This window comes from Marinomonas mediterranea MMB-1 (assembly GCF_000192865.1).
GTDB lineage: Bacteria > Pseudomonadota > Gammaproteobacteria > Pseudomonadales > Marinomonadaceae > Marinomonas > Marinomonas mediterranea.
The window spans coordinates 546,376-572,609 of sequence record NC_015276.1 but is presented as its reverse complement, the minus strand read 5'-3'; the positions used below and the strand labels follow the sequence as shown (position 1 = coordinate 572,609).

27 protein-coding genes are annotated in these 26,234 nt (G+C 44.1%); 7 read left to right on the top strand and 20 right to left on the bottom strand.

Annotation, left to right across the window (positions count from 1 at the left end; translation table 11 throughout):
* The first annotated feature begins 2 nt into the window (after positions 1–2).
* Positions 3–404, top strand: a complete 402-nt coding sequence (locus MARME_RS02740) for a Na+/H+ antiporter subunit G (RefSeq protein ID WP_013659748.1) — start codon at positions 3–5, stop codon at positions 402–404.
* A 222-nt stretch (positions 405–626) separates the two neighbouring features.
* Here MARME_RS02740 and nhaD read toward each other — a convergent pair whose 3' ends face one another.
* Positions 627–1,886 carry a sodium:proton antiporter NhaD gene (nhaD, locus tag MARME_RS02735; protein ID WP_013659747.1) on the bottom strand — a complete coding sequence of 420 codons (1,260 nt, stop codon included), beginning with the start codon at positions 1,884–1,886 and terminating at the stop codon, positions 627–629.
* 247 nt (positions 1,887–2,133) lie between these two features.
* On the opposite strand from nhaD, the gene MARME_RS02730 reads away from it, so the two are divergent.
* The gene (locus MARME_RS02730) at positions 2,134–2,439 is read left to right on the top strand and encodes a hypothetical protein (RefSeq protein ID WP_013659746.1); all 306 of its coding nucleotides are present in this window, start codon (positions 2,134–2,136) and stop codon (positions 2,437–2,439) included.
* 103 nt (positions 2,440–2,542) lie between these two features.
* Here MARME_RS02730 and MARME_RS02725 read toward each other — a convergent pair whose 3' ends face one another.
* From MARME_RS02725 to zigA, 3 genes are all read right to left on the bottom strand, one after another.
* On the bottom strand, positions 2,543–2,998 hold the full coding sequence (locus MARME_RS02725; protein WP_013659745.1) for a GNAT family N-acetyltransferase: 456 nt from the start codon (positions 2,996–2,998) through the stop codon (positions 2,543–2,545).
* A 112-nt stretch (positions 2,999–3,110) separates the two neighbouring features.
* Positions 3,111–3,803 (bottom strand): DUF1826 domain-containing protein, encoded by a 693-nt coding sequence (locus MARME_RS02720; protein ID WP_013659744.1) that lies wholly within the window; start codon positions 3,801–3,803, stop codon positions 3,111–3,113.
* Complete coding sequence (zigA, locus tag MARME_RS02715) at positions 3,800–5,011, bottom strand: zinc metallochaperone GTPase ZigA (protein ID WP_013659743.1); 1,212 nt, start codon at positions 5,009–5,011, stop codon at positions 3,800–3,802. Before zigA ends, MARME_RS02720 begins: the two co-directional genes overlap by 4 nt.
* 323 nt (positions 5,012–5,334) lie before the next feature.
* Between zigA and MARME_RS02710 the strand changes: the two genes are divergently transcribed.
* Positions 5,335–6,909 carry an L-lactate permease gene (locus tag MARME_RS02710; protein WP_013659742.1) on the top strand — a complete coding sequence of 525 codons (1,575 nt, stop codon included), beginning with the start codon at positions 5,335–5,337 and terminating at the stop codon, positions 6,907–6,909.
* Positions 6,910–6,912: 3 nt separating this feature from the next.
* Here MARME_RS02710 and MARME_RS02705 read toward each other — a convergent pair whose 3' ends face one another.
* From MARME_RS02705 to MARME_RS02680, 6 genes are all read right to left on the bottom strand, one after another.
* On the bottom strand, positions 6,913–7,566 hold the full coding sequence (locus MARME_RS02705; protein ID WP_013659741.1) for a response regulator transcription factor: 654 nt from the start codon (positions 7,564–7,566) through the stop codon (positions 6,913–6,915).
* Positions 7,556–8,926, bottom strand: a complete 1,371-nt coding sequence (locus MARME_RS02700; RefSeq protein ID WP_013659740.1) for a cache domain-containing protein — start codon at positions 8,924–8,926, stop codon at positions 7,556–7,558. Before MARME_RS02700 ends, MARME_RS02705 begins: the two co-directional genes overlap by 11 nt.
* 157 nt (positions 8,927–9,083) lie before the next feature.
* A complete protein-coding gene (locus MARME_RS02695) occupies positions 9,084–10,373 on the bottom strand; it encodes a TRAP transporter large permease (RefSeq protein WP_013659739.1) in 1,290 nt (429 codons plus the stop codon).
* Positions 10,374–10,397: 24 nt separating this feature from the next.
* Entirely contained in the window at positions 10,398–10,937 is a 540-nt protein-coding gene (locus tag MARME_RS02690) for a TRAP transporter small permease subunit (RefSeq protein WP_013659738.1), read from the bottom strand.
* A 110-nt stretch (positions 10,938–11,047) separates the two neighbouring features.
* On the bottom strand, positions 11,048–12,139 hold the full coding sequence (locus MARME_RS02685) for a TRAP transporter substrate-binding protein (protein ID WP_013659737.1): 1,092 nt from the start codon (positions 12,137–12,139) through the stop codon (positions 11,048–11,050).
* A 280-nt stretch (positions 12,140–12,419) separates the two neighbouring features.
* Positions 12,420–12,977, bottom strand: coding sequence for a helix-turn-helix domain-containing protein (locus tag MARME_RS02680; protein ID WP_013659736.1), 558 nt, complete (start codon positions 12,975–12,977; stop codon positions 12,420–12,422).
* A gap of 134 nt (positions 12,978–13,111) precedes the next feature.
* Between MARME_RS02680 and MARME_RS02675 the strand changes: the two genes are divergently transcribed.
* Together MARME_RS02675 and MARME_RS02670 are read left to right on the top strand one after the other, a co-directional pair.
* Entirely contained in the window at positions 13,112–13,780 is a 669-nt protein-coding gene (locus MARME_RS02675; protein WP_013659735.1) for an AzlC family ABC transporter permease, read from the top strand.
* Positions 13,777–14,094, top strand: a complete 318-nt coding sequence (locus tag MARME_RS02670; RefSeq protein WP_013659734.1) for an AzlD domain-containing protein — start codon at positions 13,777–13,779, stop codon at positions 14,092–14,094. Before MARME_RS02675 ends, MARME_RS02670 begins: the two co-directional genes overlap by 4 nt.
* A gap of 17 nt (positions 14,095–14,111) precedes the next feature.
* Here MARME_RS02670 and MARME_RS02665 read toward each other — a convergent pair whose 3' ends face one another.
* Positions 14,112–15,446, bottom strand: coding sequence for a GGDEF domain-containing protein (locus MARME_RS02665; protein WP_013659733.1), 1,335 nt, complete (start codon positions 15,444–15,446; stop codon positions 14,112–14,114).
* A gap of 325 nt (positions 15,447–15,771) precedes the next feature.
* Between MARME_RS02665 and MARME_RS22015 the strand changes: the two genes are divergently transcribed.
* Entirely contained in the window at positions 15,772–15,984 is a 213-nt protein-coding gene (locus MARME_RS22015; protein WP_013659732.1) for a hypothetical protein, read from the top strand.
* Between the two features lie 181 nt (positions 15,985–16,165).
* Here the strand turns inward: MARME_RS22015 and kdgR are convergent, their stop codons facing one another.
* The 7 genes from kdgR to MARME_RS02630 form a co-directional block, all read right to left on the bottom strand.
* Positions 16,166–16,951, bottom strand: coding sequence for a DNA-binding transcriptional regulator KdgR (gene kdgR, locus MARME_RS02660; protein WP_013659731.1), 786 nt, complete (start codon positions 16,949–16,951; stop codon positions 16,166–16,168).
* 105 nt (positions 16,952–17,056) lie between these two features.
* A complete protein-coding gene (locus MARME_RS02655) occupies positions 17,057–17,995 on the bottom strand; it encodes a sugar kinase (RefSeq protein WP_013659730.1) in 939 nt (312 codons plus the stop codon).
* 64 nt (positions 17,996–18,059) lie between these two features.
* Entirely contained in the window at positions 18,060–18,818 is a 759-nt protein-coding gene (gene kduD, locus MARME_RS02650) for a 2-dehydro-3-deoxy-D-gluconate 5-dehydrogenase KduD (protein ID WP_013659729.1), read from the bottom strand.
* Positions 18,819–19,016: 198 nt separating this feature from the next.
* On the bottom strand, positions 19,017–20,303 hold the full coding sequence (locus tag MARME_RS02645; RefSeq protein ID WP_013659728.1) for an ABC transporter substrate-binding protein: 1,287 nt from the start codon (positions 20,301–20,303) through the stop codon (positions 19,017–19,019).
* Positions 20,304–20,337: 34 nt separating this feature from the next.
* Positions 20,338–21,474: an ABC transporter ATP-binding protein gene (locus MARME_RS02640; protein ID WP_013659727.1), complete on the bottom strand. Its 1,137-nt coding sequence runs from the start codon at positions 21,472–21,474 to the stop codon at positions 20,338–20,340.
* A gap of 10 nt (positions 21,475–21,484) precedes the next feature.
* On the bottom strand, positions 21,485–22,396 hold the full coding sequence (locus tag MARME_RS02635; protein ID WP_148230990.1) for a carbohydrate ABC transporter permease: 912 nt from the start codon (positions 22,394–22,396) through the stop codon (positions 21,485–21,487).
* Positions 22,393–23,274, bottom strand: a complete 882-nt coding sequence (locus MARME_RS02630) for a carbohydrate ABC transporter permease (protein ID WP_013659725.1) — start codon at positions 23,272–23,274, stop codon at positions 22,393–22,395. The genes MARME_RS02635 and MARME_RS02630 overlap by 4 nt, the downstream gene beginning before the upstream one ends.
* 223 nt (positions 23,275–23,497) lie before the next feature.
* On the opposite strand from MARME_RS02630, the gene MARME_RS02625 reads away from it, so the two are divergent.
* Positions 23,498–24,646 (top strand): oligogalacturonate lyase family protein, encoded by a 1,149-nt coding sequence (locus MARME_RS02625; RefSeq protein ID WP_013659724.1) that lies wholly within the window; start codon positions 23,498–23,500, stop codon positions 24,644–24,646.
* A 149-nt stretch (positions 24,647–24,795) separates the two neighbouring features.
* On the opposite strand, the gene cdd is transcribed toward MARME_RS02625, so the two are convergent.
* Positions 24,796–25,206, bottom strand: coding sequence for a cytidine deaminase (gene cdd / locus MARME_RS02620; RefSeq protein ID WP_013659723.1), 411 nt, complete (start codon positions 25,204–25,206; stop codon positions 24,796–24,798).
* Between the two features lie 57 nt (positions 25,207–25,263).
* Positions 25,264–26,232 (bottom strand): ABC transporter permease, encoded by a 969-nt coding sequence (locus MARME_RS02615; RefSeq protein ID WP_013659722.1) that lies wholly within the window; start codon positions 26,230–26,232, stop codon positions 25,264–25,266.
* Positions 26,233–26,234: the final 2 nt, after the last annotated feature.

Sequence of the window (26,234 nt, the reverse complement as noted above, 5' to 3'; positions counted from 1 at the left end):
CTATGTCATTTTTTGTTGAAGCCGTTGTCAGTGTTCTTCTTGTATTTGGCGGCATATTTTTACTGGTCGGTTCGATAGGTCTTGCACGCTTACCGGATATCTATACCCGACTGCATGCACCGACTAAAGCGTCTACTTTAGGCATAAGCGGCGTGTTGATCGCTTCGATGGTTTATCACTCATTCAGTCAGTCGACGTTCTCTGTGAATGAGTTACTGATTACCTTGTTCTTATTGATAACAGCACCGGTTGCGGCCAATATGATTGCTAAAACGGCGCTACATCATGAGACAAAGGCGATTGATAAAACCAAAGGCCAAGAGCTAATGGAGACCATTAAGGAGCGCCGAGCACCGGAATTAGTGGATGAGCGAAAGGACAGCACGCAGGAGAAAAACGTTTAACGCGTTGATCTCGTCTGAACTTACCTAAACTTAGACAGCATCTCACTAGCCATCAGTTAATAAAAAGGCCAGCTTGATAAACATCAAGCTGGCCTTTTTTATAGAGCGCTTTTTACTATTGCTTTTACTAGAGCTCTTGCTATTAACAGCATGTTCCATAAACCGTCATGTTCTTCTGTGGAAAACGCAGTTATGTATCCACAGAAGACATTCCAATCCTGTCTAACCTGCTCCGAGTACAGTCTCGGCTAAGAACATAGAAGCAGCATAACCGACGGTATAAACAATCAATAACAAGAAGCTGTATCGAGCGTATGAACCAAAGGTAAGACCCGACACCTTACTCATCGCCACGATCCCCGCCGCAGAACCAATCACTAACAGAGAACCACCAACGCCTACCGCATAGGTTAACCCTAACCATTCTGCTTCAGACATGGTAATACCCGCTTTAAGCAGTGCAGCGGTTAGCGGAACGTTATCGATTGCAGCCGACAGTACACCCATTATGTAGTTTGCAACAACAGGAGGAAGCACTTCGTACATTCTAACCAATGCGTCCAAAACTTCGATCTCTTTGAGCATGCCAACGAGTAGCAAGATACCAAGGAAGAACAATAATGTTTCGAATTCGATAACACGAATGTACTCAAGAATCGGCGTTTCGTCTTCGTCTTCGCCATAAAAACGCGCCACAAGGAACATAACGGACAGACCAAGTAAGAACGTCAATACAGGAGGGATATTAAACAAGACATTCGAAACAATCGTGCCGATGATCGTCGTCAAAAAGATGCCGGCAATCGCTAAATCCACGCCACGTACATCCGTTCTGCGGATTTGGACATTGACCGTTTCGGTCATACCACGTGACAAAAGGATCGCTAACGCAAGTACCGCAACAAACGCAGGTAAAGAGAGCATCAACAAATCAAGAATACTGACTTTATTCGCCAAGAAGATCATTAAGGTTGTTACGTCACCGGTGATCAAAGACACACCACCAGAGTTAACCGAAAAAACCACCAATGTCGCGAAACGCACTGTTTTCTTGGTCGAAAGGTTCAATGAGAGAATCAGTGTGACAGACACTAACGTTGCTGTGATGTTATCCGCCAAAGAAGAGAACACAAAACAGAAAATCGCGGTCAAAAATAGAAGCCTTCGCTCACTTATTTGCTTAGGCAAAAAGAGGTGAATCAAGTTTTCAATCATGCCTTTTTTATTGAGGTAGGCCACGAATGTCATCGCTGCAACCAAAAATAGCCAAAGGCTGGCGATCTCAGATATATTCTCTAAGAAGCCTTCATTTACAGCACCTTCGTGACCCGCATCGTGGAAAATAAACAGCAAAAACCAAGATAGCGTACCTAAAAACAGGGTCACTTTGGCTTTGTTAACGTGAATCACGTCTTCCAAAACGACACCGAGCAATGCAATAACAGCTAAGCCAATTAATATAAATTGCAATAAAGCAGGCATTTAACGAACCTCAATGGGAAAAATTATTATTTTGCGCCTTCTCCAGAACGCAGCGAGCACATTCTACAAAGCTTCTATAGAATCGCCTACCTTTTGTACGGCTTTTTTTTGAAAATTCATTACAAAAAATTAGTACAATCAGTCTTTTTTGAAAGAAAAGTACAAAAAAGCAAACATTTATTGTTTGCTTTTTGAACAAGTCTAACCAATACTAATATTATCGTGCGTCTAATTCACGGTGAACGCTATGACTATTAATTCAAGTGAAGGACTAAACCTCTATCAGCAATCTCTGTATAACCTGAATAAGGCGACTACTAATCGAGATGCTGCTGACCGCTACCCTCCAGAAAAGGATGAGGTAACACTCACTTCTGCTTCACAAGAACTGCTTCAGCGCTCTAAAGAGGGAACTGAAAATACAGCATCCGAATTGCAGGAAGAGCAGGATTTTGTCCAAGTTTCCAGCAGCATCGGAAGGTTTTCGCGTGTCACAGGATTAAGCAACGAAGAAGCCGTCGACCTTTACCGCTCTATTCAGAGCTTAGGCTAAGACAGTCTCCACTCGGGGCACAGTATGCCTCATCTGCTCTATTTTAACCCTGACAAACCTCAAAAATGAATAAAACATTCTAAAAATTGATTATAAATTCCATTTAATTTAAATCTGAGTAGACGCTTGGGTTCCAAATCTGCATTATGCGATCCACTTGCTCTAATGGCTCAAAGCCGTATTTCGTGTACAAAGTATGAGCGTCTTTTGTTGCAAGCATAATACGACGCAACCCCTGAAGGTCAGGATGGGACACGATGTTTTCCATTAAAAACTTAGACAAACCTTTCCCACGATACGCTTCTAAAATAAACACGTCAGCAAGATACGCAAACGTCGCTTTATCGGTCACCATTCTGGCAAAACCAATTTGTTTAGGAGGGTGCTGTATAGTAGAACGGTCTGATTCGGCGAACACAGCAAAACACAGAGAATTTTCTATTGCTTTTTTTAGGGTCTCAGAAGGGATGCCTTTTGCCCAATAGCTCTCAGACAAAAACGAGTAAATCGTATCAAAATCAAATAATGACGCCTCTGTCGATATAAAATAGCCTTTCATTTTACCGTCTCTACCAGTTCGTAAATAAATTGCGTTAATGAATAGAATAGGTAAAACAATAAAATAAAAGGCTGACTTTAAATTCGTAAAAAGCGAGAAAGTTTTAAAGACGCTAAGCGAAATCAAATGTGAGAATAAGTCGAGCTTCGTTCGCTTGCACTTCGGGAGACCGATGCACGATGCCTCTGCCTTCGTTTTCATACCACTTTTCGCCCTTTAATAAACCAACATCGCCCGCTTTAAGTTGAAAAACAGTCGCATCTTTTGAAACGAGCCCCGAGTGCTCATCTGGCAATCCGCCATTTCCTCGGCCCAATTTTGCTCTGCTTATATCGGAGTTTTCAAGCCATTGCGTTGCTGGCCCGCAGTAGGTGGTGATCAGGCGGCAAGGCACCTGATCAACGTGAAAACGAGGACACATTGCCCGCTTCACTAAAGAAATTCGTAAACCGACTTGTTCAAGCTCAAACAAACAGCAAAAAGCCTCGAGCAATAAGCGAATATCTTCGATAATAAGGTCACGACCTTCGCACTCAGGGAAAACCCGTTGTAACGTCGTTTCGACGTTTTCGACCGAGACGGTTTCACTGTGTGACAGTAGCTTTGGACGTTCACTCAGGATCGAGACTAATGTCTCAACGGCGTTAATTAGTGAAGGCTCTAGCGTGCGTTCCCAAGCAACGAAGTTCAGCTCATCTTCGTAAATCTGAGCAATATCCACCAGCTCATTTACAAGACGGCTGGATTGAGATGGCACAATTTCCGGTAGGGCCTTTTCATTTAAGAGTTGAGCGATAAGACTCACGCGACCTCCTCCCATTTTGGAAATGGATCTGACAATCCACGCCAGTATTCCTGTCCTTCTAGCAACTCTTCTTCAGACAGCAAACATTGGTCTAGCGCCTTGATCATCGCGTCTTTATCCAGCTCTTGTCCGATAAACACCAGCTCCTGTCGCATATCACCAAATGGTTCATGCCAGTCTTTCATGATGATATCGATAGACTCTTGATCTTGCGGCCAGCGCTCTTTCGGAACTGCGCGCCAAAACATACCCGCAAAGCCATATTGAGCGACGCCGCCTGCCTGACTCCATTGACCTGCAAACTGTGGTCGAGACGCCAACCAAAAGTAGCCTTTCGAGCGAATCAGCTTGCCGTACTCTTTTGTATTGTGAAGTAAGTTATAGAATTTCTCAGGGTGAAATGGCTTGCGTGCAATGTATGAGAAACTTCCTATTCCATACTCTTCGGTTTCCGGTACATGCTCACCTCGCATTTCTTTCAGCCAACCCGCTGACTGTTGCGCTTTTTCAAAGCTGAATTTACCAGTCCCAAGTATGCGATCAATGGCAATGTTGCCAGCTTGAATGGGGACAATATCGGCCTCTGTATTGAGCGTACGTAAGATTGCCGTCAGTTTAGCCAGCTCTTTCTCTGACACTAAGTCCGTTTTAGAGACCAGCAAAATGTCTGAGAATTCCACTTGATCGACAAGCAGATCAGACACACTGCGTTCATCCTCTTCGCCTAAGCTTTCACCAACATCAGAAAGGTATTTACCTTGTTCGTAGTCTTTGAGAAAGTTAACAGCGTCGATTACGGTCACCATCGTATCCAATGTCGCGATATCAGAAAGGCTAACGCCATCTTCGTCGGCAAAGGTGAAGGTTTCAGCGACTGGTAATGGCTCAGAAATACCCGTCGACTCGATCACTAAGTAGTCAAAACGACCACCCTCAGCAAGCTTTCTGACTTCAAGAAGAAGATCTTCACGCAATGTACAACAAATACAGCCATTGCTCATTTCCACCAGTTTTTCTTCTCCACGACTTAGAGAAACTTCTTGCTGGACAAACGCGGCGTCTAGGTTAATTTCACTCATGTCATTCACAATGACAGCGACTTTAAGGTTATTTCTATTGTTCAGAATATGGCTTAGAACAGTGGTTTTACCTGCCCCAAGGAAGCCAGATAACACCGTAACTGGCAGTTTTTTATTGATAGATTGCATAGATGTGACCACTTAGAAGGCGATAATTTTCTAGATTTTATGATTACGTTATAACATAACAAACTAGTTTTATCAAAGTCGGTATCTCACCTTACAAAGAGTACATAAACAAACAAGGCCGATCATTAGAATCAAAAAATAAGCGTGAAAGCCCGTTTTAAATCTTGACCTAGTTCAGCTAAAAGTAACTTATCCACGCGCCTTTAACACTGAACTGTTAAAGTTAAGGAAGGTGTGAGCAAGTCTTCTGGCTTCAGCTTGTGGATAACGCTTGGCAAGTTTCGCAATGTGGCTACAACTAATAAGGAGAACCGCTTAATTTGATGGATACCCTGCTTTGCGCCGCACCCATTCTCTTTCTAATATGGGCAATGACGAAACGTAATGCACTGCCGTCGCACATCGCGCTGCCGTTAACAGCAGGCATTGTTGGCCTGATACAAGTGTTCGCTTTTCACGCAGATATCACACTGCTCATGGCCAATGCTCTCGCTGGAACCTTATCGGTGTTAACGCCTATCTCAATTGTCGCGGGAGCAATTCTTCTTAATCGAGTGTTGGTGGTTTCTGGTAATGAACAAGTCTTAAGAGACTGGCTCAGTAGCATCAGTGTGAACCCCGTTGCCCAACTTATGATCATTGGTTGGGCCTTTGCGTTTATGCTCGAAGGGGCTTCTGGATTCGGTACTCCCGCTGCTATTTCAGCACCGATTCTTGTCGGATTAGGCTTTCCGCCACTACAAGTCGCGATGCTCGCTTTGGTTATGAATTCGGTTCCGGTTACATTTGGCGCGGTTGGAACGCCAATTTGGTTTGGCTTTTCTGGACTAAGTTTAAGCGATTCAAACCTACTCGACATTGCCTTTAACGCGGCTGTCGTAAACAGCCTAGCTGCCCTAATTATTCCCGTTATAGGACTCGGGTTTATCCTAGATAGTCATACGATCAAAGCTAACCTGCTCTTTATTTTGTTGAGTATTCTTGTTTGTACGATCCCTCATACGCTTTTTGCCATTTGGAACTACGAGTTTCCTTCTCTCGTGGGTGGCGCCATTGGGTTCGCGATGAGTATTCTATTGGCAAAAGGGAATATCGGATTGTCACGACCTCAGCAAGGCCAACCTTCGCCCACGTTCAAGGGCAATAAAAGTGTCGTTAAAGCACTTCTGCCCTTCTTATTGTTAATAATAATTTTAGTCATCACTCGTGTGCCCGCCTTCGGTATAAAGCAAGTATTTAATGACCCGACACCGCTTGCGAGTATAGAGCTAAACCACAGCCTACTGTCTGTGAGCCACGCACTGATTTTAAGCGCAACCAACTTGCTCAATACGGGGGTTAGCTGGCAGTATAAAACCCTTTACGTCCCAGCCATCATTCCATTCTTGCTCGTTGCACTCATTTGCATCCCTCTTTATCGGCTGTCTGTACGCGATGTAAAACACATTACAATTGAAACGGGATCACGCATTTTTCTTCCCTTTATTTCGTTGATTGGCGCGCTCATCATGGTGAAGTTTATGATGATGGGGGAAGAACGCGCGCCGATGGTGTTACTCGCCAACACGTTTTCAAATTTACTTGGGGAATACTGGATCTATGTCGCATCGTTACTGGGCGCACTGGGAAGTTTTTTCTCTGGTTCGGCAACGATTTCTAACCTAACATTTGGCGCTATTCAGCAAACGATCGCTCAGTCTTCTGGCTTATCTATCACTCTGACACTGGCATTACAATCAGTTGGAGCGGCCATGGGGAATATGGTGTGCATCAATAATATTATCGCCGTCTCTACGATTCTAAATATTCGCAATCAAGAAGGTGCGATCATTAAGCGCACCGTTGTCCCTATGCTCGCCTACGCGGCAGTCGCCGCGTTATTTTCTCTCGCACAGTAGGTATTACGCCAGTCCTTTATCTATCGCATATTTTGTTAGTCCAGCAGTCGTATGAATATTCAGTTTGTTTTTTATATTTTGACGATGGGTTTCCACCGTTCTCACACTGATATTAAGGCTTCTGGCCACTTCTTTGTTGGCACGTCCTGACGCCAGTTCCACCAACACGTCGGTTTCTCGTTTTGTAAGAGCCTCAGCCTGAGTGTCTGACTCCTTTTCAACGGCGACAAACAGAGATTGCGACGCGCCAGCACTAAAATAAGTCCCGCCTTGATACACGGTTTCAATCGCTGTAATAAGCTCATTGACCGACACGTCCTTTAACACATAACCGCTCGCGCCAGATTGCAGCAAAGATAAAATATACTCGCGGTCATGATGCATACTTAGCATCAAAATCTTAGTGTTTGGTTGTTCTGCGTTAAATCGCTTAGCCGCCTCAAGGCCGTTTAGTACAGGCATAGAAACGTCCATTAGCACAACATCAGGTTTCAGCTCTTTCGCCTTCTCAAGCGCTTCTAATCCATTGTTCGCTGTCCCTACTATGTTGATATAGTCTTCGAGGTCTAAGCGAGCATAAAGGCCATCTAGCACCAACAAATGATCGTCGACCAACATAATATTAATGACTTGTTTATTATTTCTATTAAGCGTCATTTATTTCTCTCTCTGTCCCGATTGGCAAGCTGGCTTTTATTATGGTTCCACCACCAATACGACTGGTTAGGTTAAAGTCACCTTCCACCAGCTCTAATCGTTCACGCATGTTAATTAAACCAATGCCATCGGATGCTTGCTCAGCATCAAACCCTTTACCATTGTCCTTACATTCAAATTTCAATCTATCGGATTGCAGCCATACCCGAATAATAACCTTAGACGCGCCAGCATGCTTCTCTATGTTACTCAGACATTCTTGCACGAATCGATAGAGGGTTATTTCAATCACTTCAGGAAGTTGGTCTAGATTCGAAGGATAGTCGCTATTGACGGATATGTTTGTCCGCTCTGAAAAATTATCCAACAATTGTTGCATGGCGGGGATCAAACCAAGGTCGTCTATTACCGATGGTCTAAGATTATGAGAAATCTCCCGCACTTCATTGATGGTTTGCTCAATCATCTTTTCCGCCGTTTCAATCTCCTCAAACACAGAGCTTTGTTCATGGCCTTTTTTGATTTTACTGGCAACCAATTCAATACGGAATTTGCTCGACACCAACATTTGATTGATGCCGTCATGTAGCTCACGGGAAAAGCGCCGCCGTTCGTTAATTTGCAAACGAATAAAGCTTTGAATTAACGTTTTCAGTCTCGCATCAGCAAGGTGGTGTTCTCGAATATTAATAAATACACCGAGTGATATCACCAATAACACGGTGCCTCCAACTATGAGTAAAATCGAGTACACGCTGTTCGTTATATTATGGTTAATGGACGCTTGTGCGGAGTTTAGGTCATCGTAGATATCATCAAGATACAATCCCGTCCCAAGCATCCATTGCCAGCGATCGATCAAGACGACGTAACTCAGCTTGTCTTCTCGGTTCATTAAAGGCGGTTTTTCCCAAATATAACGATGGAAACCGCCCCCATTATTGGCCGCATGCAACATGCTTTTTATTAAGTAGTTACCTTCTGAGTCCTGAAATTCCAACAGGTTTTGACCCACAAAACTCGGTTGGGTTGGGTGTACTATGTTGACGCCAGCTTGATCGTAGACAAAGAAATAACCATCTTCCCCGTAGGTTAACCCGGTTAGTAATGTCTTAATTTTTTCTTGGGCGTCATGGTCTGATAATGCACTGTCTTCCAATATCGGTTTGATTGCCGACATGGCAATGGACACATTGTGACGGAGTGCTTCACGGCGAGTATCGATCATGCGGCTTTCATAAAAAGCCAACTCACGCGACGTTAGCACATGAGTCTGAGTCAGTGCGACGTAGGTTATAATGGCCGTCGCCGCTAGCAGTGGAATCACGGCCAGTAGAATAATTTTACTTTTTAAGTTCACTTAAACGCCTTTTTATTATTTGTATTCGGCTTTTTACTCATATCATCCATAAAAACAACAAAAGAGAAACACAAGTTTCTCTTTTGATTTCAATTTTAGTTGCTCTCTTTAAAGAGACACAAACTTCATCCTGATGCTTAGGTTTTAACCTTCGCTCTTAATCCATCCCATACAGTTCCGGCATCAGAACAATACTGACCAATACCAACACTTGAATCAGGATAAAGGGCATAACGCCTTTATAAATATCCATCGTTTTAACGGTGGGCGGTGCCACACCTTTCAAGTAGAACAGACTGAAACCAAATGGAGGCGTCAGGAAGGATGTTTGCAAGTTCATCGCGATCAATATAGCAAACCAAACCATATTAAGACCCAAAGCCTCAGCAACTGGCGCTAAAATAGGCACGATAATAAAGGCGATTTCGACAAAGTCGATAAAGAAGCCCAGTATTAAAATAGCCACCATCGATAGAATGATAAAGCCCCACTTTTCTCCGGGTAGGCTAAGTAACGCTTCTTCTACAATATAGTCACCACCAGTATAGCTGAATGCCATTGAGAAGGCCGTCGCGCCCATTAAAATAGCGAACACCATTGCCGTTACTTTGACGGTTTCAAGTGCACTGTCGAACACCATTTTCCAGCTAAACGAACGATAGATAAGCGCTAATACAATCGCTCCCACGCCACCCAATGCAGACGATTCTGTCGGCGTCGCAATGCCCGTAAAAATTGAACCAAGTACGATCAATACCAAAGCCAATGGCGGAACAATGGCTTTCAGAGCGTCAATGACTTGCTCCTTTCGACTGCCAAGATCCTCATCATGAGGAATGGCAGGTGCGAGCTCAGGTTTCATCCAAGTTATAATCAGAATATAACCGATGTAACACGCAATCAGCACGAACCCCGGTAACAAAGCCGCGTGAAATAGGTCGCCAACTGGAATGCCTAATACATCCCCAAGGATGATCAAAATAATAGACGGCGGAATGATTTGCCCTAGAGTACCAGATGCGCAAATCGTCCCTGTTGCCAACTTCTTGCTGTAGTTGTATTTCAGCATCACAGGCAATGATATTAAACCCATTGCGACGACGCTGGCACCGACAACGCCTGTCGACGCGGCAAGTAACGAACCAACAAGTATGGTTGAAATAGCCAAACCACCGCGCACACCACCAAACAGCTTACCCATTGCTTCAAGCAGTTGCTCAGCCAAACGCGTTTTCTGTAGAACGATCCCCATAAAAATAAACAGAGGAACCGCCATCATTACCGTATTTTCCATATAGCTTTGAATACGGAATGGCATAAAAGCAAACATGTCCCACCCTTCGGCCCACACACCGAAAATAAGGGCAACACCACCAAACGTAAAGGCAACTGGAAAGCCAAAAAGTAGCAACACCAGCGCCACGAAAAACATAATAATACCGATCATAAAAATACCTTCTAACCGTGGCGATTAATGTTGTATGGGCTCGTGTTTAAAGCCGTCTTCGCTAATACCGCGAATGGCATTAATGCATCGTAGCAGCATGCCTAAACCACTGATTGCTATTGAGAAAAACGCAACGGGGATAACGGCTTTTATAATCCAACGCGCAGGTAATCCGCCCGGATCGCCACTGGTTTCGCCAAGCTCATAGGCTTCCTTCGCAAACCCGACGCCGTAATAACCAACCAGCAGACAAAAAGGCAGCAAAAAGATAAGAGTGCCAATCAAGTCAATCCACGCTCGGCCCCTTATAGAGAGCCTTTCATAAACTAGGTCAACCCGAACGTGACCACCGACTTGCAGACCGAATGGAATTCCTAAAAGGAAGATTGCAGAATAGAGATGCCATTCTAGCTCCTGCATCGCAATAGAGACGTCGTTGAATAAATAACGCATCAAGACATCGTAAAAAACATTAAACAGCAGCAAAATAAGTAGAACCGCTGAAACTTTTCCCAATAAGAGCGAATACTTACCGAGTGTCTTTTCAAGTTTCACTAAAAACATAAACGTACCCTGACATGGTAGGGAATAGAGTTAAATAACCGATGATTAGAGGACTCATCCTACGCTTAGCAATGTATAAGGAAGGTGCTAAACGTAGGAGAGTGAGGGTCTTATTGCTCTACAGCGTCGACACTATCAAGATACGCACGGTCTGAAATGTTCGTCCAAACTCGCGCTTTTTTCATATAGCTTTGTTGAGAGTCTATGATCTCTTTCGCTAACGGGTCTTCAGCCGACTTTTCGTCTAGCAACTCTTGATTGGCTTTGTACATTGCAGACATAACATCTTTCGGGAAAGATTTAACCTGAATATTTGGGAATTCCGACTTCATCTTCGCCCAGTTTTCAGCACTTTCATGATACGACTGAATGTACATGTCATACGCAGAAAGCTTCATTGCCGTTTTTAAGATCGTACGAATGTCGTCTGGCAAACGTTTCCATTTACGCTGATTAACGAGAAATTGAAGCTCGGTCGCAGGCTCATGCCAACCTGTGTAGTAGTACGGCGCAATTTTATGGAAGCCCATTCTAAGGTCTAATGATGGTCCAACCCATTCCAACGCGTCTATCGTGCGGCGCTCTAACGCGGTAAACAACTCACCGGATGGAATATTCGTGGGTTTCGCACCCAGTTTCGCCAATACTTCGCCTGCGAAGCCGGGAATACGCATTTTCAATCCCTTCAGGTCGTCAACAGAATTAATTTCTTTTTGGAACCAACCACCCATTTGGTTACCCGTGTTCCCGCCAGGAAATGACATCAAGCCAAACTTGTTGTAGACCTTATTTGATAGCGCTTGCCCACCACCATAGTAGAACCAACCATATTGCTCTGGCGCGGTCATACCAAACGGCATGGTCGTGAAATACAAGGTATTAGGAACCTTGCCTTTCCAGTAATACGATGCGGAATGTCCTAAGTCATATTGGCCGGAACGCACCATGTCAAACACACCAAAAGGCGCTTTATGTTTGTTTGCGGAGTCGATGGTAATCTTAATACGACCATCTGACATTTCTTCAGCAAGTCGCGCCATTTCTCGCGGTGCATCACCAAAGATGGGGAAGTTAGTGTTCCAACTCTCGGCCATTTTCAGACGGTAAACTTTACCATCTGCCGCCATCGTTAAAGAGGAAGTCAAACTGGATACAGTGACAGTAGCGATCGCTACTAACTTTGTGAGTTTTAGCAATTTCATTATTTTTATCCTTGCTTAATTCAGACATTAGTCAGTTCGTGATTTCACGCTTTTTTATCCTGTCTGATTACGATGCAAGGCACTATTCGTAGGACTACCGAATTGACTCAGGAAAAACACCTAATAAGATCTACGTAGTATTACGTAGATCTTATTAGGTGTCATAAAACAGGAGACATAAAGCAGCATGTTTCATTTAGGCCATCGGCGTTCCAACCTTAATGAGTAAGAATCGCAGGAAAGAGCAGCCTGAAAGGAGAAAAATATAACGCGCATGCGATCAATGCTCAGTCAAAAATATCGCCATTGTGTCAGGTTCCAACGCTTCAAATACATGCGCTTGATCACCGGGATAACAGATATAGTCTCCTTGCAACAGTTCGACGGGATCGTCAACTAATCCAACCATCGCTCGGCCTTGAGCAATAACCACATGTTCTCTCACACCGTCTGAGTGCGGCTTGGAATGGCGTACTTCACCAGGCTGAACGGTCGTTAGATACAAGTCTCGTCGCGCAGAAGGCGGGCACGATGACAACAATACTGCCTTGTAGTCTGCTTGATCGGACTGAATGGCCAACCCTTCACCGTTTCGAATGACCTGCACCTCTGGCTCGTGTGGAGCCATCAAGGCTGAAAAAGGAACATTTAGCGCGGTACTGAGCGCCCAAACGGTTTCTATACTAGGGTTACCACTTCCTGCTTCAATTTGAGACAACGTCGATTTAGCGACCTTTGCCAACTTTGATAGCTCATTTATCGAGTAACCCTTTTTTGTTCTTTCCCTCTGCAATGACCTCGAAATTAATCGTTGTGCATCGGACATTCGTTGAGTCATGCGCCCCCCATCAAATTCAACTTTAAATCACCAAAAAGAACAAATGTTCTTCTTGACGAACAACCTAGCTATGATCTATAAATAAAAAAATCGTTCTTTATAGCGAACTATTGTTTCATATAGAAGATTACCGCATGATATTTAAAATGAACAGCATTACTCGAAGTATTGTTGCCGTCTGCTTAATTGATGGAGTGGTCGGTCTGTCCTTTGGTGCAACAGCAGGCCATTTTGGCATAGACCTTTGGATTCCCTTTATCCTCGCTGTGACAGTCTTAGCTGGTGCTTCGGAATTTATATTCATATCTGTTCTCGCCACAGGGGGGAATCCAATAATGGGTGCGTTAGCAGGATTGCTCGTCAATATTCGACATTTACCCTTTGGTGTACTCGTCAAACATGAGGTTGGCAGTGGTTGGAAACATCTACTAGGCAGTCACTTAATGAATGATGAGAGCGTTGCCTTTGCGTTGTCCCAGAGCAAGCCTGAACGGAAAAAATACGCCTATTGGCTGTCTGGGCTTGGTATCTTGCTATGTTGGCCAATCGGAATTTTAATCGGTGGTGTTTTTTCTGACCTGATTATCAACCCAGAACAGCTGGGACTTGACGCCCTGTTTCCCTGTTTAATCTTTGCCTTAGTCGTACCCACGATATCAACAAAGCGAAAAGCAATTCAATCAGCACTCGGAGCCACGTTAGCAACGGTATCAACCCCATTTTTAGCGGCGGGGTTACCTGCTGTTCTAGCCTTGAGCGCCCTGTTTCTTTTCCCGCTTAAATCAAAAAAGAAAACGACATGAATACTGTATTAATCCTTGCAATGGTCTTACTTGCACTAGGTACATTTGCTATACGGTTTTACGGAACCGTCGCTCATAAACATTTTAAAAATCTAGAAGACTATACAGAAACACTCAACCAAACAGGTTCCATATTACTGGTTTCAGTCGCGGTAACAGCCGCCGTTTTCGAAGACGGCAGCTTTGCTGGGGTGGCTCGCTGTGCTGGTGTGCTAATTGCCTTATGCTTGGCTTATTTGCGTGTGAACCTTGTCTATGTTCTTTTGAGCGGCGTATGCGTAACAGCCGCATTAAGAGCATTTGGCCTTCACTAAGAAAGAGACATACTTCGTTAGGGCGTTGCTTCAAAATTAATCGTGTTTCGCCCGCTGTTTTTTGCACGATACAAATTACTGTCGGCGCTGATGTATAGATCTCTAATACTTAGGTCGTCATTAGGAATAACACTCGATACGCCTACACTAAAGGTAACTTGCGTCGAAACCTCTGACGCTTCATGTGAAATAGACGCTTCCTTCAGTTTCATCCGAAAAGTTTGCAATCGGGCTGAAATTTCGTCAAAGGTACTGTTTGGAAATAACAAAGCAAACTCTTCTCCACCAATACGTGCAGCAAGTTCCACGTCATTCTCAAGTGTACTGCGCCAAAGCTCTGCAACGCGTTGCAAACAATTGTCCCCACGCTCATGACCGTAGGTATCATTAAACTGTTTAAAGTAGTCGATATCACCAATCACTAAGGTAAGAGGTGTTTGAGTTTTTTTACAAATCTGCCATTGATCATCTAGGGTTTGATTAAACTTACCTCGGTTTGCTAACCCTGTCAGCGAATCTGTTTCAGCCTGCTCTCGCAGCTTCTGCTTGTCTTGCTGTGATTGACGGTCGCGCAGCTCGTATTGATATAAGGTGTCTAACAACTTTTTACGCGGTGCTCGCAATAGTTCATTCAATGGCAACGGACTACCAACAAACTCAGCAAACTGTTTTCGAGACATAAAATAGAAGATCAAAAGCGGAACACTATAACAGGCTGCCATAATGGCCTTTCCTGTCACGTTACCGACAATAATACGGGTTAACTCAGGATGAGAGTTCAACGCAATGACAGGAAATAAAACGCCATCCAGACACAGGATAGCGATAAAGGCGATAGTATAGATCACCGCGAGATTGGATAGCTTAGAGGTCAACCGACGGGCTTTAATGAATATGATCATAAGCAACACAATTTCAATAAGAATCAACGTACCACCAAGCAACAATACGTACATTGAAACATTAAAAATATCAGACGGAATCGGCACAGGCTTTGTCACTAGGCCAGAATCCAAAAGCCATGCCGTGTAGTTAAACCCTGCATAGACGAACACATCAACCAAAATAAGTAATCGAAGCATGTTTCGAAAAGTGATCATGTTGCGCTCACTGATTATGAGCATGACGGCTGTCATCATAAACGCGCCGTAAGCAAGATTACCTCCTGAGACAAATGTATTTTGTGTCAAAGGAAACGAGAAAATCGCACCCGCTAAACCGCCCACAACAAGAATAATCCCCATATAGGCATACAAAGCGGGGTTACGAAAGCGTGCTGTCATGGTCGTAGCGTATAAAGGAAAAACAGAAAACAGTGCGATATTTATAGCAAAAGCAATAAAAGTGGTCATTAAGTGTACCAAAATCAACGAGATAGCATGAAGGTGAATTCAAGGAAGTTTAAAGATTAAACAGGTAGGCAAACTTTATAGAAATAAGCGGTGAATATCTATGCAAAACGGATCAGAGTTTTGTATCTTTTTTTAAACGTTTTAAAGCTAAAAAATAGCATGCACAATAGATAAGTAAGCATAACGTTTTTTAGACACGACTCAGACTATCAACTCAACCTGGCGACTTTAAATAGCAAATAAAGTGACACATTCTCGTCATTCCTGAGTCATATAAAACTCTTACTCTCTGTTTAGCAATCAATAAACAAATCAGAGTAAAGAGATGAGTTGGGGACTAAGAGTGATCGTTTCGTTGGGATTAGTGCTTTGCCAAGGATGCTCGAACAAACAACTGTATGAGTTGATTCAAAGCCGTTGGCAATACGACTGTACGGAACTTCGCCATAGCCAAACGAACGATTGTATTGCTCAGCACAGCATGAGTTATGAAACCTACGAACGATATAGAACGGAAAGCAATCAAGGATATCGTTAGTTGTTTTCCGTTCTAGTTTGTCTTAGTTAATTTAGAAAGTGTTACCCACATGCTGAAGCCAGTGAGCTTGAAAACACCTTCCTCAACTAAAAGCATAGTCTTTCCAAGCTCGTGTGCTAGAAGCTCTTGTTTAAAAAGTACTTTAACAATCCAGCTTAACCCAACATCTTGGTTGTGTTGATCACTGCTGGCTTCGATAGCCTAATTGATCCGATACTTTTTTACAGCTTTCTTGCAGCATCTCGATGTACTTCAGCTTATCTTCGTCGCTGTGTCGTAACGTAGGGTAAGACAAACTCATGCCCGCGATCACATTGCCAAAACGATCATAAATTGGCGCAGCCACACAACGAAGTCCTTCTTCTTGCTCTTCTACATCTTCCCCAAAACCTTGCTCGCGCACGATGGCTAATTCAGCAATGAGAGACGCGGCATCTTTATGCGTATTGGTGGTCGATGGCAAAAATTCGGTGTTGGCTAAGATCTCTCTTACTTCTTGCTCTGGCTTTTCTGCTAACAACACTTTACCGATCGCAGTACTATAAAGTGGATTTCTGCGGCCAATTCGAGATTGCATTCGTAAGTTATATTGCGCATCGACTTTGAAGACATACACTATGTTATCTGCGTCTCGAATTCCAAGATGCAGCGCTTCGTGAGTCGTTTCGCCAATACGATTCATATGAGGTTCAGCAATCTCTACAAGATCTGAATACTCAAGCGCTTTCGCACCCACTTCAAACAACTTTAGAGTCAACGAATACTTATCTGTATCACCCTCTTGACGCACATACCCTAACATCTTCATAGTTTGCAAAAAACGGTACACGGTGCTCTTAGATGTCATCGAAAGCCGCGACAATTCCGTTACACCTAACGACTTTTGAGTCGATAAAGCGGACAGAATAGCGAACACCTTCATCACCGAAGATACGGGTTCTATTTGAATTTCGTCGTCATTAGCCATAGTTTTTTAATTTTTCTGAAATGGATGTGTGAAAATTATAAAAAAATAACCCTCAATTTGCTATTACGAAATACTATTACATAAGTAAGGCCAGTGAGTCGGCTATTATTGAGATACAAGCTTTTCCCAAGACTCTTTCGCAATGATTGCTCCCGGAAACTGTATAACGCGTGCCGCTACAACATGGCCTTTTTCAGCGGACTCTTCTGGAGACAAGCCAATAATTCGGCCACAGCAATACCCTGCGGCAAACGAGTCCCCCGCTGCCGTTGTATCAACAATGTTGGAGACGGGCTGAGCGGGAACAGCAACACGCATTCCTTTTTCATTAATAAGGCAGGGCTTTGAGCCTCGCTTGATCGCAATTTCATTCGTTGGCGTTGAGTCGAAAATATGATCTATCGAACTTTCTCCCCACAATAAGTGTTCGTCTTCTTCTGTTAATAGAGCGATATGAGACAAAGCCAACACTCTCATATAAACAGACTGACAAACCTCTTTATCGGGCCATAAAATCGGTCGGTAGTTGTTATCAAAGAACAGCTTACCGCCTTTCGTGGTATAAATTTCTAAAGCACTTAACAATGTCTCTCGCCCCTTTTCTGTGAGAATAGCCAGACTAATACCCGACAAATATAGCCAACCAAACTGAGACAATATTTCTTCTAGGGAATCGACTGATTCCTCATCAAATATATATTTTGCGGCCGCATCATTACGCCAATATTGGAACGTGCGCTCTCCATTTTCCGCAACGGAGATTTGATACAGCCCGGGTAGTTTGTCGTCTATTCGCGCAACGTAACGCGTGTCAATGCATTCTTCCCGCCATTGCTCCAACATATACTCACTGAGAGGGTCGAGCCCTAACCCGGTTAAATAACTGATTTGATAAGACGACCCGAGCAAACGTTTGAGGTACACGGCGGTATTAAACGTATCGCCGCCAAATGACTGCTTTAGTGTTGAAAACATGGTTCCTTGAAGTTCAACCATGCATTCACCAATCACACCAACACGACGGTCTTTATTTTGAATCTGCATCCACGTACCTTTGCGCTAAAACTGTCTACTTCGTCTATCTGTAACAACTGGCTATCTTGCAAGGCTATCTTGCAAGCCAACCACCATCAACAGCCAGTGTGTATCCGTTTACATAACGAGATGCATCGGAGGAAAGAAACACGACGGGGCCTGCAACATCATCAGCTTCACCCCAGCGGCCAGCTGGAATACGACCTAATATTTCAGCACTGCGGCTTTCGTCGTTTCGCAGCGCTTCGGTATTGTTCGTCGCCATGTAACCAGGAGCAATAGCGTTAACATTAATGCCGTCTTTCGCCCATTCATTCGCCAACAAACGTGTCAGCCCCAAAATGCCACTTTTCGAAGCGGTGTAAGAAGGGACGCGAATGCCTCCCTGATACGACAGCATAGAAGCAATATTCACGATATTGCCATATGAACCTTGTTTAATAACTTGCTTTGCAAACGCTTGAGACAGAAAGAAAACGGATTTTAAATTAACGTCCATCACCTCATCCCAATCTTTTTCGGTGAAATCAATCGCATCGTTGCGGCGAATTATACCGGCGTTGTTTATAAGGATATCCACGCGGCCAAACTGATTAATCGCCTCACTTAATACACAGTTAGGTGTATTTGAATCGGCAACGTCAGCCATTACATTGACGAACTCTCCATTTGCTTCTTTAATCAACGCAGCCGTTTCATCTGGGTTCGACCGATTCACACCGACCACTTTGGCACCTGCCTTTACAAGCGCAAGCGCCATGCCTTGACCAAGCCCCGTATTGCAACCCGTCACAATGGCTACTTTTCCCTCAAGATTAAACATATTTAGCATCGTTTTACCCTCTTAAACCCGACTGACGAGCCTTAATGTATTTATGCTCTATTCGCTATAGAATAGCATGAAGAAAAAAGCATTCAATATTAATGAAACATTGTTTTAAAATAAAAAATATCTATCCAAACACGCTCTAAACTAGAAAAGTGACACCGACTCGATAAGGCGTTTATCAAGTCGGCGGCGTGATCACTATCACTTCATCGCTTTGCGAAGAATGCGTTTTGATTTTTTAAGAAAGGTATCCGCAGCTTCTTCGACGGTTTTATTGCCGTGATCCATGTCTTGAAGCATTTCTTCAAACAAGCCCAGTAGTTTAGGATTTTCGAAGTATTGCGAAACGGAAGAGTTTTTAGGTAAAACATCAATGTAGTTTAGTCCAGCAACCGAAAGGTCTTTGTTCTTAATAACCCCATCAGCAACTAACGTTTCCCTCGCTATCTTACTTAATGGAACACCTCGCTTTAGACCCATGGCTCTGAACCCTTGTGGATCGTTCAGTAAGAAATTAATTAAGGCTGCGGAGTCCTCAGGGTAGTTCGTATTATTTCCAATGGCGAACATCTGCGCGGGCTTATAAAACAACCCAGCATCACTTGCACCACTCTTAATTAAATACGGACCTAACGCCATAGACATCGGTGGTTTAAGGTTGTCGTTATATTTGTTAATCGCGGAGTTCCACATATAAACCCCCGCCCATTCACCATTGATCCAAGGCTTATGCTCATATAGATTCGCGGCACCGAAAGCAGCAATATATTTACTGCTTGGCACGACATGCTGTGTGACCATATCGGCATACAGTTGGAAAAACTCAACCATTTGCTCTTCGCTGTAGGCGATTCGTTTACTTGCTTCATCGATAAAGGGTACGCCATACTTTTGAATCATATAGGAACGATTCATGGCCATAACATCACGCCCTTCTAACACCATTGGGAAGTACTTTTCACCGAGTTTTTCTTTAAAAACCGCCCCAGATGCCATGAGCTCCCCCCAATTTGTCGGGAAGTCTAGCCCTGCGCGTGCCCACGTATCTTTGTTGTAATAAAAGATACGCGCCGCCATAGAAATAGGGATGCCATTTTGAACGCCATTGCGCTGACCCGCTTTCAATGCACTTTCAGGAAACTGAGAAAAATCGATGATGTCACTGTAGTCCGTCAAATCCTGATAGCCATCGCCGTTTTTCGAAAAGATAGGCAACCAGTTCCAATTCGTTTGCATCACATCGGGGGCGGTATTACCCGCAATTTGAGTCGTCAGTCGCTCTAAGTGACCACCCCAGCCCGTATACTCTGTTTTAACCGAAATATTGGGGTATTTCTTTTCAAATTCATCGACCGCAGCGTTTGTCGCCTCATGTCGAGAGTTCCCTCCCCACCACGACATACGTAGTTCATCGGCTGGAGCATAACTTGCCGACAAGACGCTTCCGCCAACTACCACAAATGACATTATTTTTTTTATTTTCTTCATCGCGTTGCCCTTTTTTATGATTTAAACATGTGAATTAAAGAGAGAGGTTCTCTTCCGTTTTCCTATCGAACACATGGCTTTGCGCCATATCAAAGAAAAAGAGTTGCTCTTTGCCGGACGCATCGAGTAACTTTTCCTCAACAATTGAAGTCTGAATACGCGCGCATAACTCTTGGCCTCCTACCAAGAAGTACACATAATATTCAGATCCCATGTTTTCCATTCTTACGATCGTGCCTTTCACTAGTTGATCTTTCGCCGACTGCTCCTCTGCGAGATGAATGAACTCTGGTCGAATCCCCAGCGTAACGTCGTTCGCAACCGCCTTTTTCTTTACTTTTTCGGACTTGCTAGCATTTAGGCATAAACCGAATTCGCCAAAATCAACATTCAAACAACCGTCAGCCAGCTCAGAGAAAGACGCCGCAATCATGTTCATCTCAGGCGCGCCAATGAACCCCGCTACAAATAAGTTTTTAGGGTATTTGTACAAATTCGCCGGCGTATCAACCTGCATGATGACGCCCTCTTTCATGACGCAAATTCGGTCTCCCATTGTCATGGCTTCGGTCTGGTCGTGAGTAACATAAACGGTTGTGGCGGAACGGTTTGAGGATTTGAGCTGCTTGTGCAAATCAGAGATTCTGACGCGCATTGACGCACGCAGTTTTGCATCGAGATTAGACAATGGTTCGTCGAATAAAAAGACATTTGGGCGCTTTACAATCGCGCGACCAACTGCCACACGCTGAGCCTGACCACCAGATAGTTGACGTGGTAATCGATCCATAAGAGGCATCAGTTCCAGCATCTCGGCCGCTTCATTTACTTGCTTCTCTATTTGATCGGCAGGCACTTTGGCCAACTTCAAACCAAACCCAAGATTTTCTCTGACCGTCATGTGTGGATACAACGCGTAGTTCTGAAACACCATCGCAATACCGCGATCTTTCGGCGCTAAATTGTTTACGACATCATTGCCAATTCGAACATGCCCACCCGATATCGTTTCTAATCCCGCTAACATTCGCAGTGTCGTAGACTTGGCACAGCCTGATGGTCCGATCATCACCATAAACTCGCCATCTTGAATTTCGAGATCGATGTCATGCACCGCTTTAAAGCCATTTGAGTATACTTTTGCTACTTTTTCTAACGTCACTTTAGACATAACTCTACTCCTAACCCTTTACGCCGCCGGCTGTGATGCCTTCGACAAAATATTTTTGAGAAATAAGGAACACAACGATCGAAGGCACGATAGCAATGGAGGCCATCGCCAGAATTTCATTCCATTGCGTTCCTTCCGTTACATCGATGGACAACTTCAAAGCGAGTGCTATCGGATATTTTTCTACACTAGAGATGTAAATCAGCGGCCCAAGAAAATCGTTAACAGACCACATAAATTGGAACAGCGCGACGGAGATAATCGCCGGTCTCAAGATCGGGATGATGATGTAAATAAGGAGCTGAAAAGAGTTACACCCATCGATCATTGCCGCCTCTTCCATGTCCGTTGGCAAGCCTCGAAGAAACTGAATTAACATAAAGACGAAGAAGCCTTGTGTTGCAAACGCCATCGGTAAATACAAAGGCAAATAACTGTCTAACATGCCCATTTCACGGAACATTAAGTACTGAGGAATAAGCAATACAGAGCTCGGAAGCAAAATGGTCGCAATAAGAGTGATAAACCAAAACTTCTTATAGGGGATTTCAAACCGAGCAAAACCATAAGCCACAATAACAGACGAAATAACGGTTAGAATGACCTTGGGAATCACGTACATAAAGGTGTTCCAAAAGAAGCGCCCAAATGTATATTCTGTTCCGGTATTCCAGCCGTTGATAAATCCGTCCATCGAAAATTCAGATGGCCACAAGCTAAGCGACGAAAAGATCTCGTAGTTTGGTTTAAAAGAAGCAGCAAACATCCAAACGAGCGGGTACAACATGACCGCACCGCACGCAATCAGAATAAGATACCGAATTAGAGCGCCGATCTTTTGCTTACGCAGCGTTTTTATTGCCTCCGCACTCAAGCCTTCTTGGCTATTTCGGTGATCGGCAAACAGACGATTTATCATCATTTTCCACCTTTATCCCCTGAGTAAAACACCCAGTATTTTGACGACTTAAATGAAATAGCAGTAAAGATTGCCACGACGATAAAGAGCACCCATGCGAGCGCGCTGCCGTAGCCAAGCTCAAAGTGCTTAAAGGCGGTTTCGTAGATATAAAGCGAGAACAAATACGTGGCTTTTGCAGGTCCACCCGCCGTAATAACGTAAGGCGCAGTAAACTCTTGGAAGGCTTGAGTTGTCTGCATGATGAAGTTAAAAAAGATAACAGGGGTAATGAGCGGGATGGTTATTTTAGTGAACATTTGCCACTTGGACGCGCCATCAATCATGGCAGCTTCGTACTGCGATTGAGGCACGTTTTGTAATGCGGCTAAAAATATAACCATTGCGGAGCCAAACTGCCAAACCCGCAAAAGCGTGACAGAGAACATCGCGAATACCGGCTCACCCAACCAAGAAACGGGCTCAATGCCAAACACTCCGATAAAGCTATTCAGCAAACCATCCAATGAAAAAATAGCACGCCATAAAACGGCGATCGCGACACTACTTCCTAAGATAGATGGGATGTAATAGGCCGTACGAAAGAACTTGATGCCTCGCAATTTAAAGTTCAATACGAATGCGATGAACAATGCGAAAGCAAGCTTTAGAGGAATGGTTAAAAATACGTAAGCAAAGGTCACCCACATAGACTGATAGAAGGTGTCATCTTCTAACATGTACTCGTAGTTTTCCAATCCCACATACTCAGGAGGATTGATCAGATCATATTCCGTAAAACTGATGATCAACGACGAAATAAACGGAAACGCGGTAAACACGATGAGACCGATTATATAGGGGCTGATATAGGCAAGGCCTAATCTACTATTTTCATACATGATTTCCAACTCTTAGTTATTTTTATGCGTAGTTGAAGTTACATACTAGGAAGAGAAAAATATTTTTGCAACACAAAAACAATAAAATTAAAAAAGCGTTTTATTTTTATTATTTTCAATCTAAACTTTGTATGGGTCGAGTAATCTACCAAGAACAAACACACTGTTAGATCAGCAATCGCTGCCCTATAAAACCGTTCAAACAATAAAAAGAGAGGATTTTATGGCTACCGGAAACACCATTCCGCTTTCGTTTAACACCTACTTTGACGCCTTAACAGGGAATCAAGTCACACAACTTACACCCAATGATGCGGTCTGCCATCGAAACTACTTTTATCAAAAGTGCTTTTCTGAAAATGGCGATAAGCTATTGTTTGCAGGGGATTTTGACGGTCCATGGAATTACTATCTTATGGATTTAGATGAACAATCTGCCGTGCAATTAACTCAAGGAACGGGTGATAACACCTTTGGCGGATTTCTGACAACACAGGGCGATGCTCTTATCTTTATGAAGAACAACCATGCCTTGATTCGGGTCGACATTAAGACGCAAGAACACCACACTATATACGAAGTTGAAAAAGGCTGGGTTGGCTATGGCACTTGGGTGGCGAACAGAGATTGCACAAAGATCGTCGGCATCGAAATCAAAGCGGAAGATCATATGCCGCTGACAGATTGGAAGAAGTTTGCAGAGTTTTACCACAAAAACCCTCGTTGCCGCTTGATCTCAATAGATATGCAGACGGGTGAAAGAACGGTCATTCTAGATCAAAACGTCTGGATGGGGCATCCGCTCTATCGCCCCTTTGACGACAATACGGTGGCCTTTTGTCATGAAGGACCACACGACCTTATCGAAACACGCATGTGGTTTGTAAACGAAGATGGTACTGACGTTCGTAAAGTCTACGAACAAACAAAAGAAGAGTCATGTACGCATGAGTTCTTTGTTCCTGACGGATCAAAAATGATGTTTGTTTCTTATACACGAGGCGAAACAGAACGCTGGCTTTACTCTGTTGATCCAAACACCCTAGAAGAAAAACGCGAAACCATCATGCCCGCTTGCAGCCACCTCATGAGTAACTATGACGGCTCTCTTGTTGTTGGTGATGGATCTGGCACGCCGGTGGATGTTGCAGACTCATCAGGGCATGAACTTGAAAACGACGACAATATTTATGTCTTTGACCTAAAAGCTGGCACAACAAAAGCAGTATGCCAACATAAAACCAGCTGGGAAGTATTAAATAACAGTCGTCAGGTAAACCACCCGCATCCCTCTTTTACGCCCGACAGCAAAGGGGTTTTGTACAGCTCTGATATGAATGGTACGCCAGCGCTTTATATCGCGGCGATTTAAAGAAAAGAGAAAAAGTCACGAGAAATAAACGCGCGCTTACTCCTTGATCTACCACTCTCTTGCCCTCTAATGGCGTTCTGTTCTTTAGAGGGCAAGAGAGTGGTCGTCTATTTTTGCTCATCTAAGTTTTGCTTATCTCAGCGCTACGCTCAAACGGCAAGGTTGTCTGGACCAAACGAGAATGGAAGTAAGTCGTTCATCAAGAAGGTTTTTCGTACGCCGTCAGGGCTACAAATATGGATTTCAGTCTCTGCGGTCGCAAACTCTCGGATGCGTTGCCTGCAACCACCACAAGGGGTCACTAACTCATCCCCCATCCCCATTACATAGATATGACGGATCTTAGATTCACCCGCACGAACCATAGACGAGATCGCCCCAGCCTCGGCACACGTTCCTTCTGGATAAGATGCATTTTCAACGTTGCATCCAGAAAAGACCTCGCCAGACTCAGTTTCTATCGCTGCGCCAACTCGAAAATTAGAGTAAGGCACATAAGCATTATCCATAGCTGAATGAGCCAATGCTAATAGCTCATGCTGATTCATATTCGCCTTCATATAAGCGCTCCTCACTCGGTTAGCCCACGCTAAGCAAAGGCTAACCGATGGACTAAATTAAGCCCTTTCTTTGACGTATGGACGACCAACCGCTTTTGGACCAACTGCTTTCCCAATAAAACCAGCCAGCAACAAAACCGTTAGTACATATGGGAGAACTTCAATCGCCTGAACTGGAATTTCGCCAATCCCAGGAACAACCACGCCTTGCATACGCACAGCAACGGCATCTAAGAAGCCGAAGAGTAAACACGCAAACATCACAGGCACTGGACGCCATTTACCGAAAATAAGCGCGGCTAACGCCATGTAGCCTTTACCGGCACTCATATCTTTCAAGAAACCAGCGTTATGTGCCGTCGACAAATACGCACCAGCGACACCACACAACACACCACAAATAATGACGGCGCGGTAACGAACAAAAGCAACAGAAATACCCGCAGTATCAACGGCGTGAGGGTTTTCACCCACAGCCCTTAAACGCAGTCCAAAGCGTGTTTTATACACCATCCAATAGGTCGCAGGTACAAGTGCAAACGCCAAGTACACTAAGATGTTATGGCCGCTCAGCAACTCAGAGTAAATGAGCCCAATCACAGGCACATCGGCAAGCGCATCCGCAAATGGGAAGGTGATCGTTAGAAAACGTGCATCGCCCGAAAGCGCGGGGGTTTGCCCGCCCATGCCAAACCAATCTAAGCCAAGTGTAATGGTTAACCCTGCAACAATCGTATTGATCGCAACACCCGATACAATGTGATCACCACGATGAGTGATACAAGCAAAGCCGTGAATCAAAGCCAACCCTACGGACGCTAAAATGGCGAAACCAAGACCAATCCACGCGGAACCAAATACGGCCGCTGCGGCTGCGGCTGCAAACGCGCCACCCAGCATTTTGCCTTCTAAGCCAATATCGACGATACCTGCTCGTTCTGAGAACAAACCTGCCAATGCGGCTAAAATTAGTGGTGTGGACACTCGTAATGTAGCGTCCAGAATCAGAATTAATGTTTCAAACATAC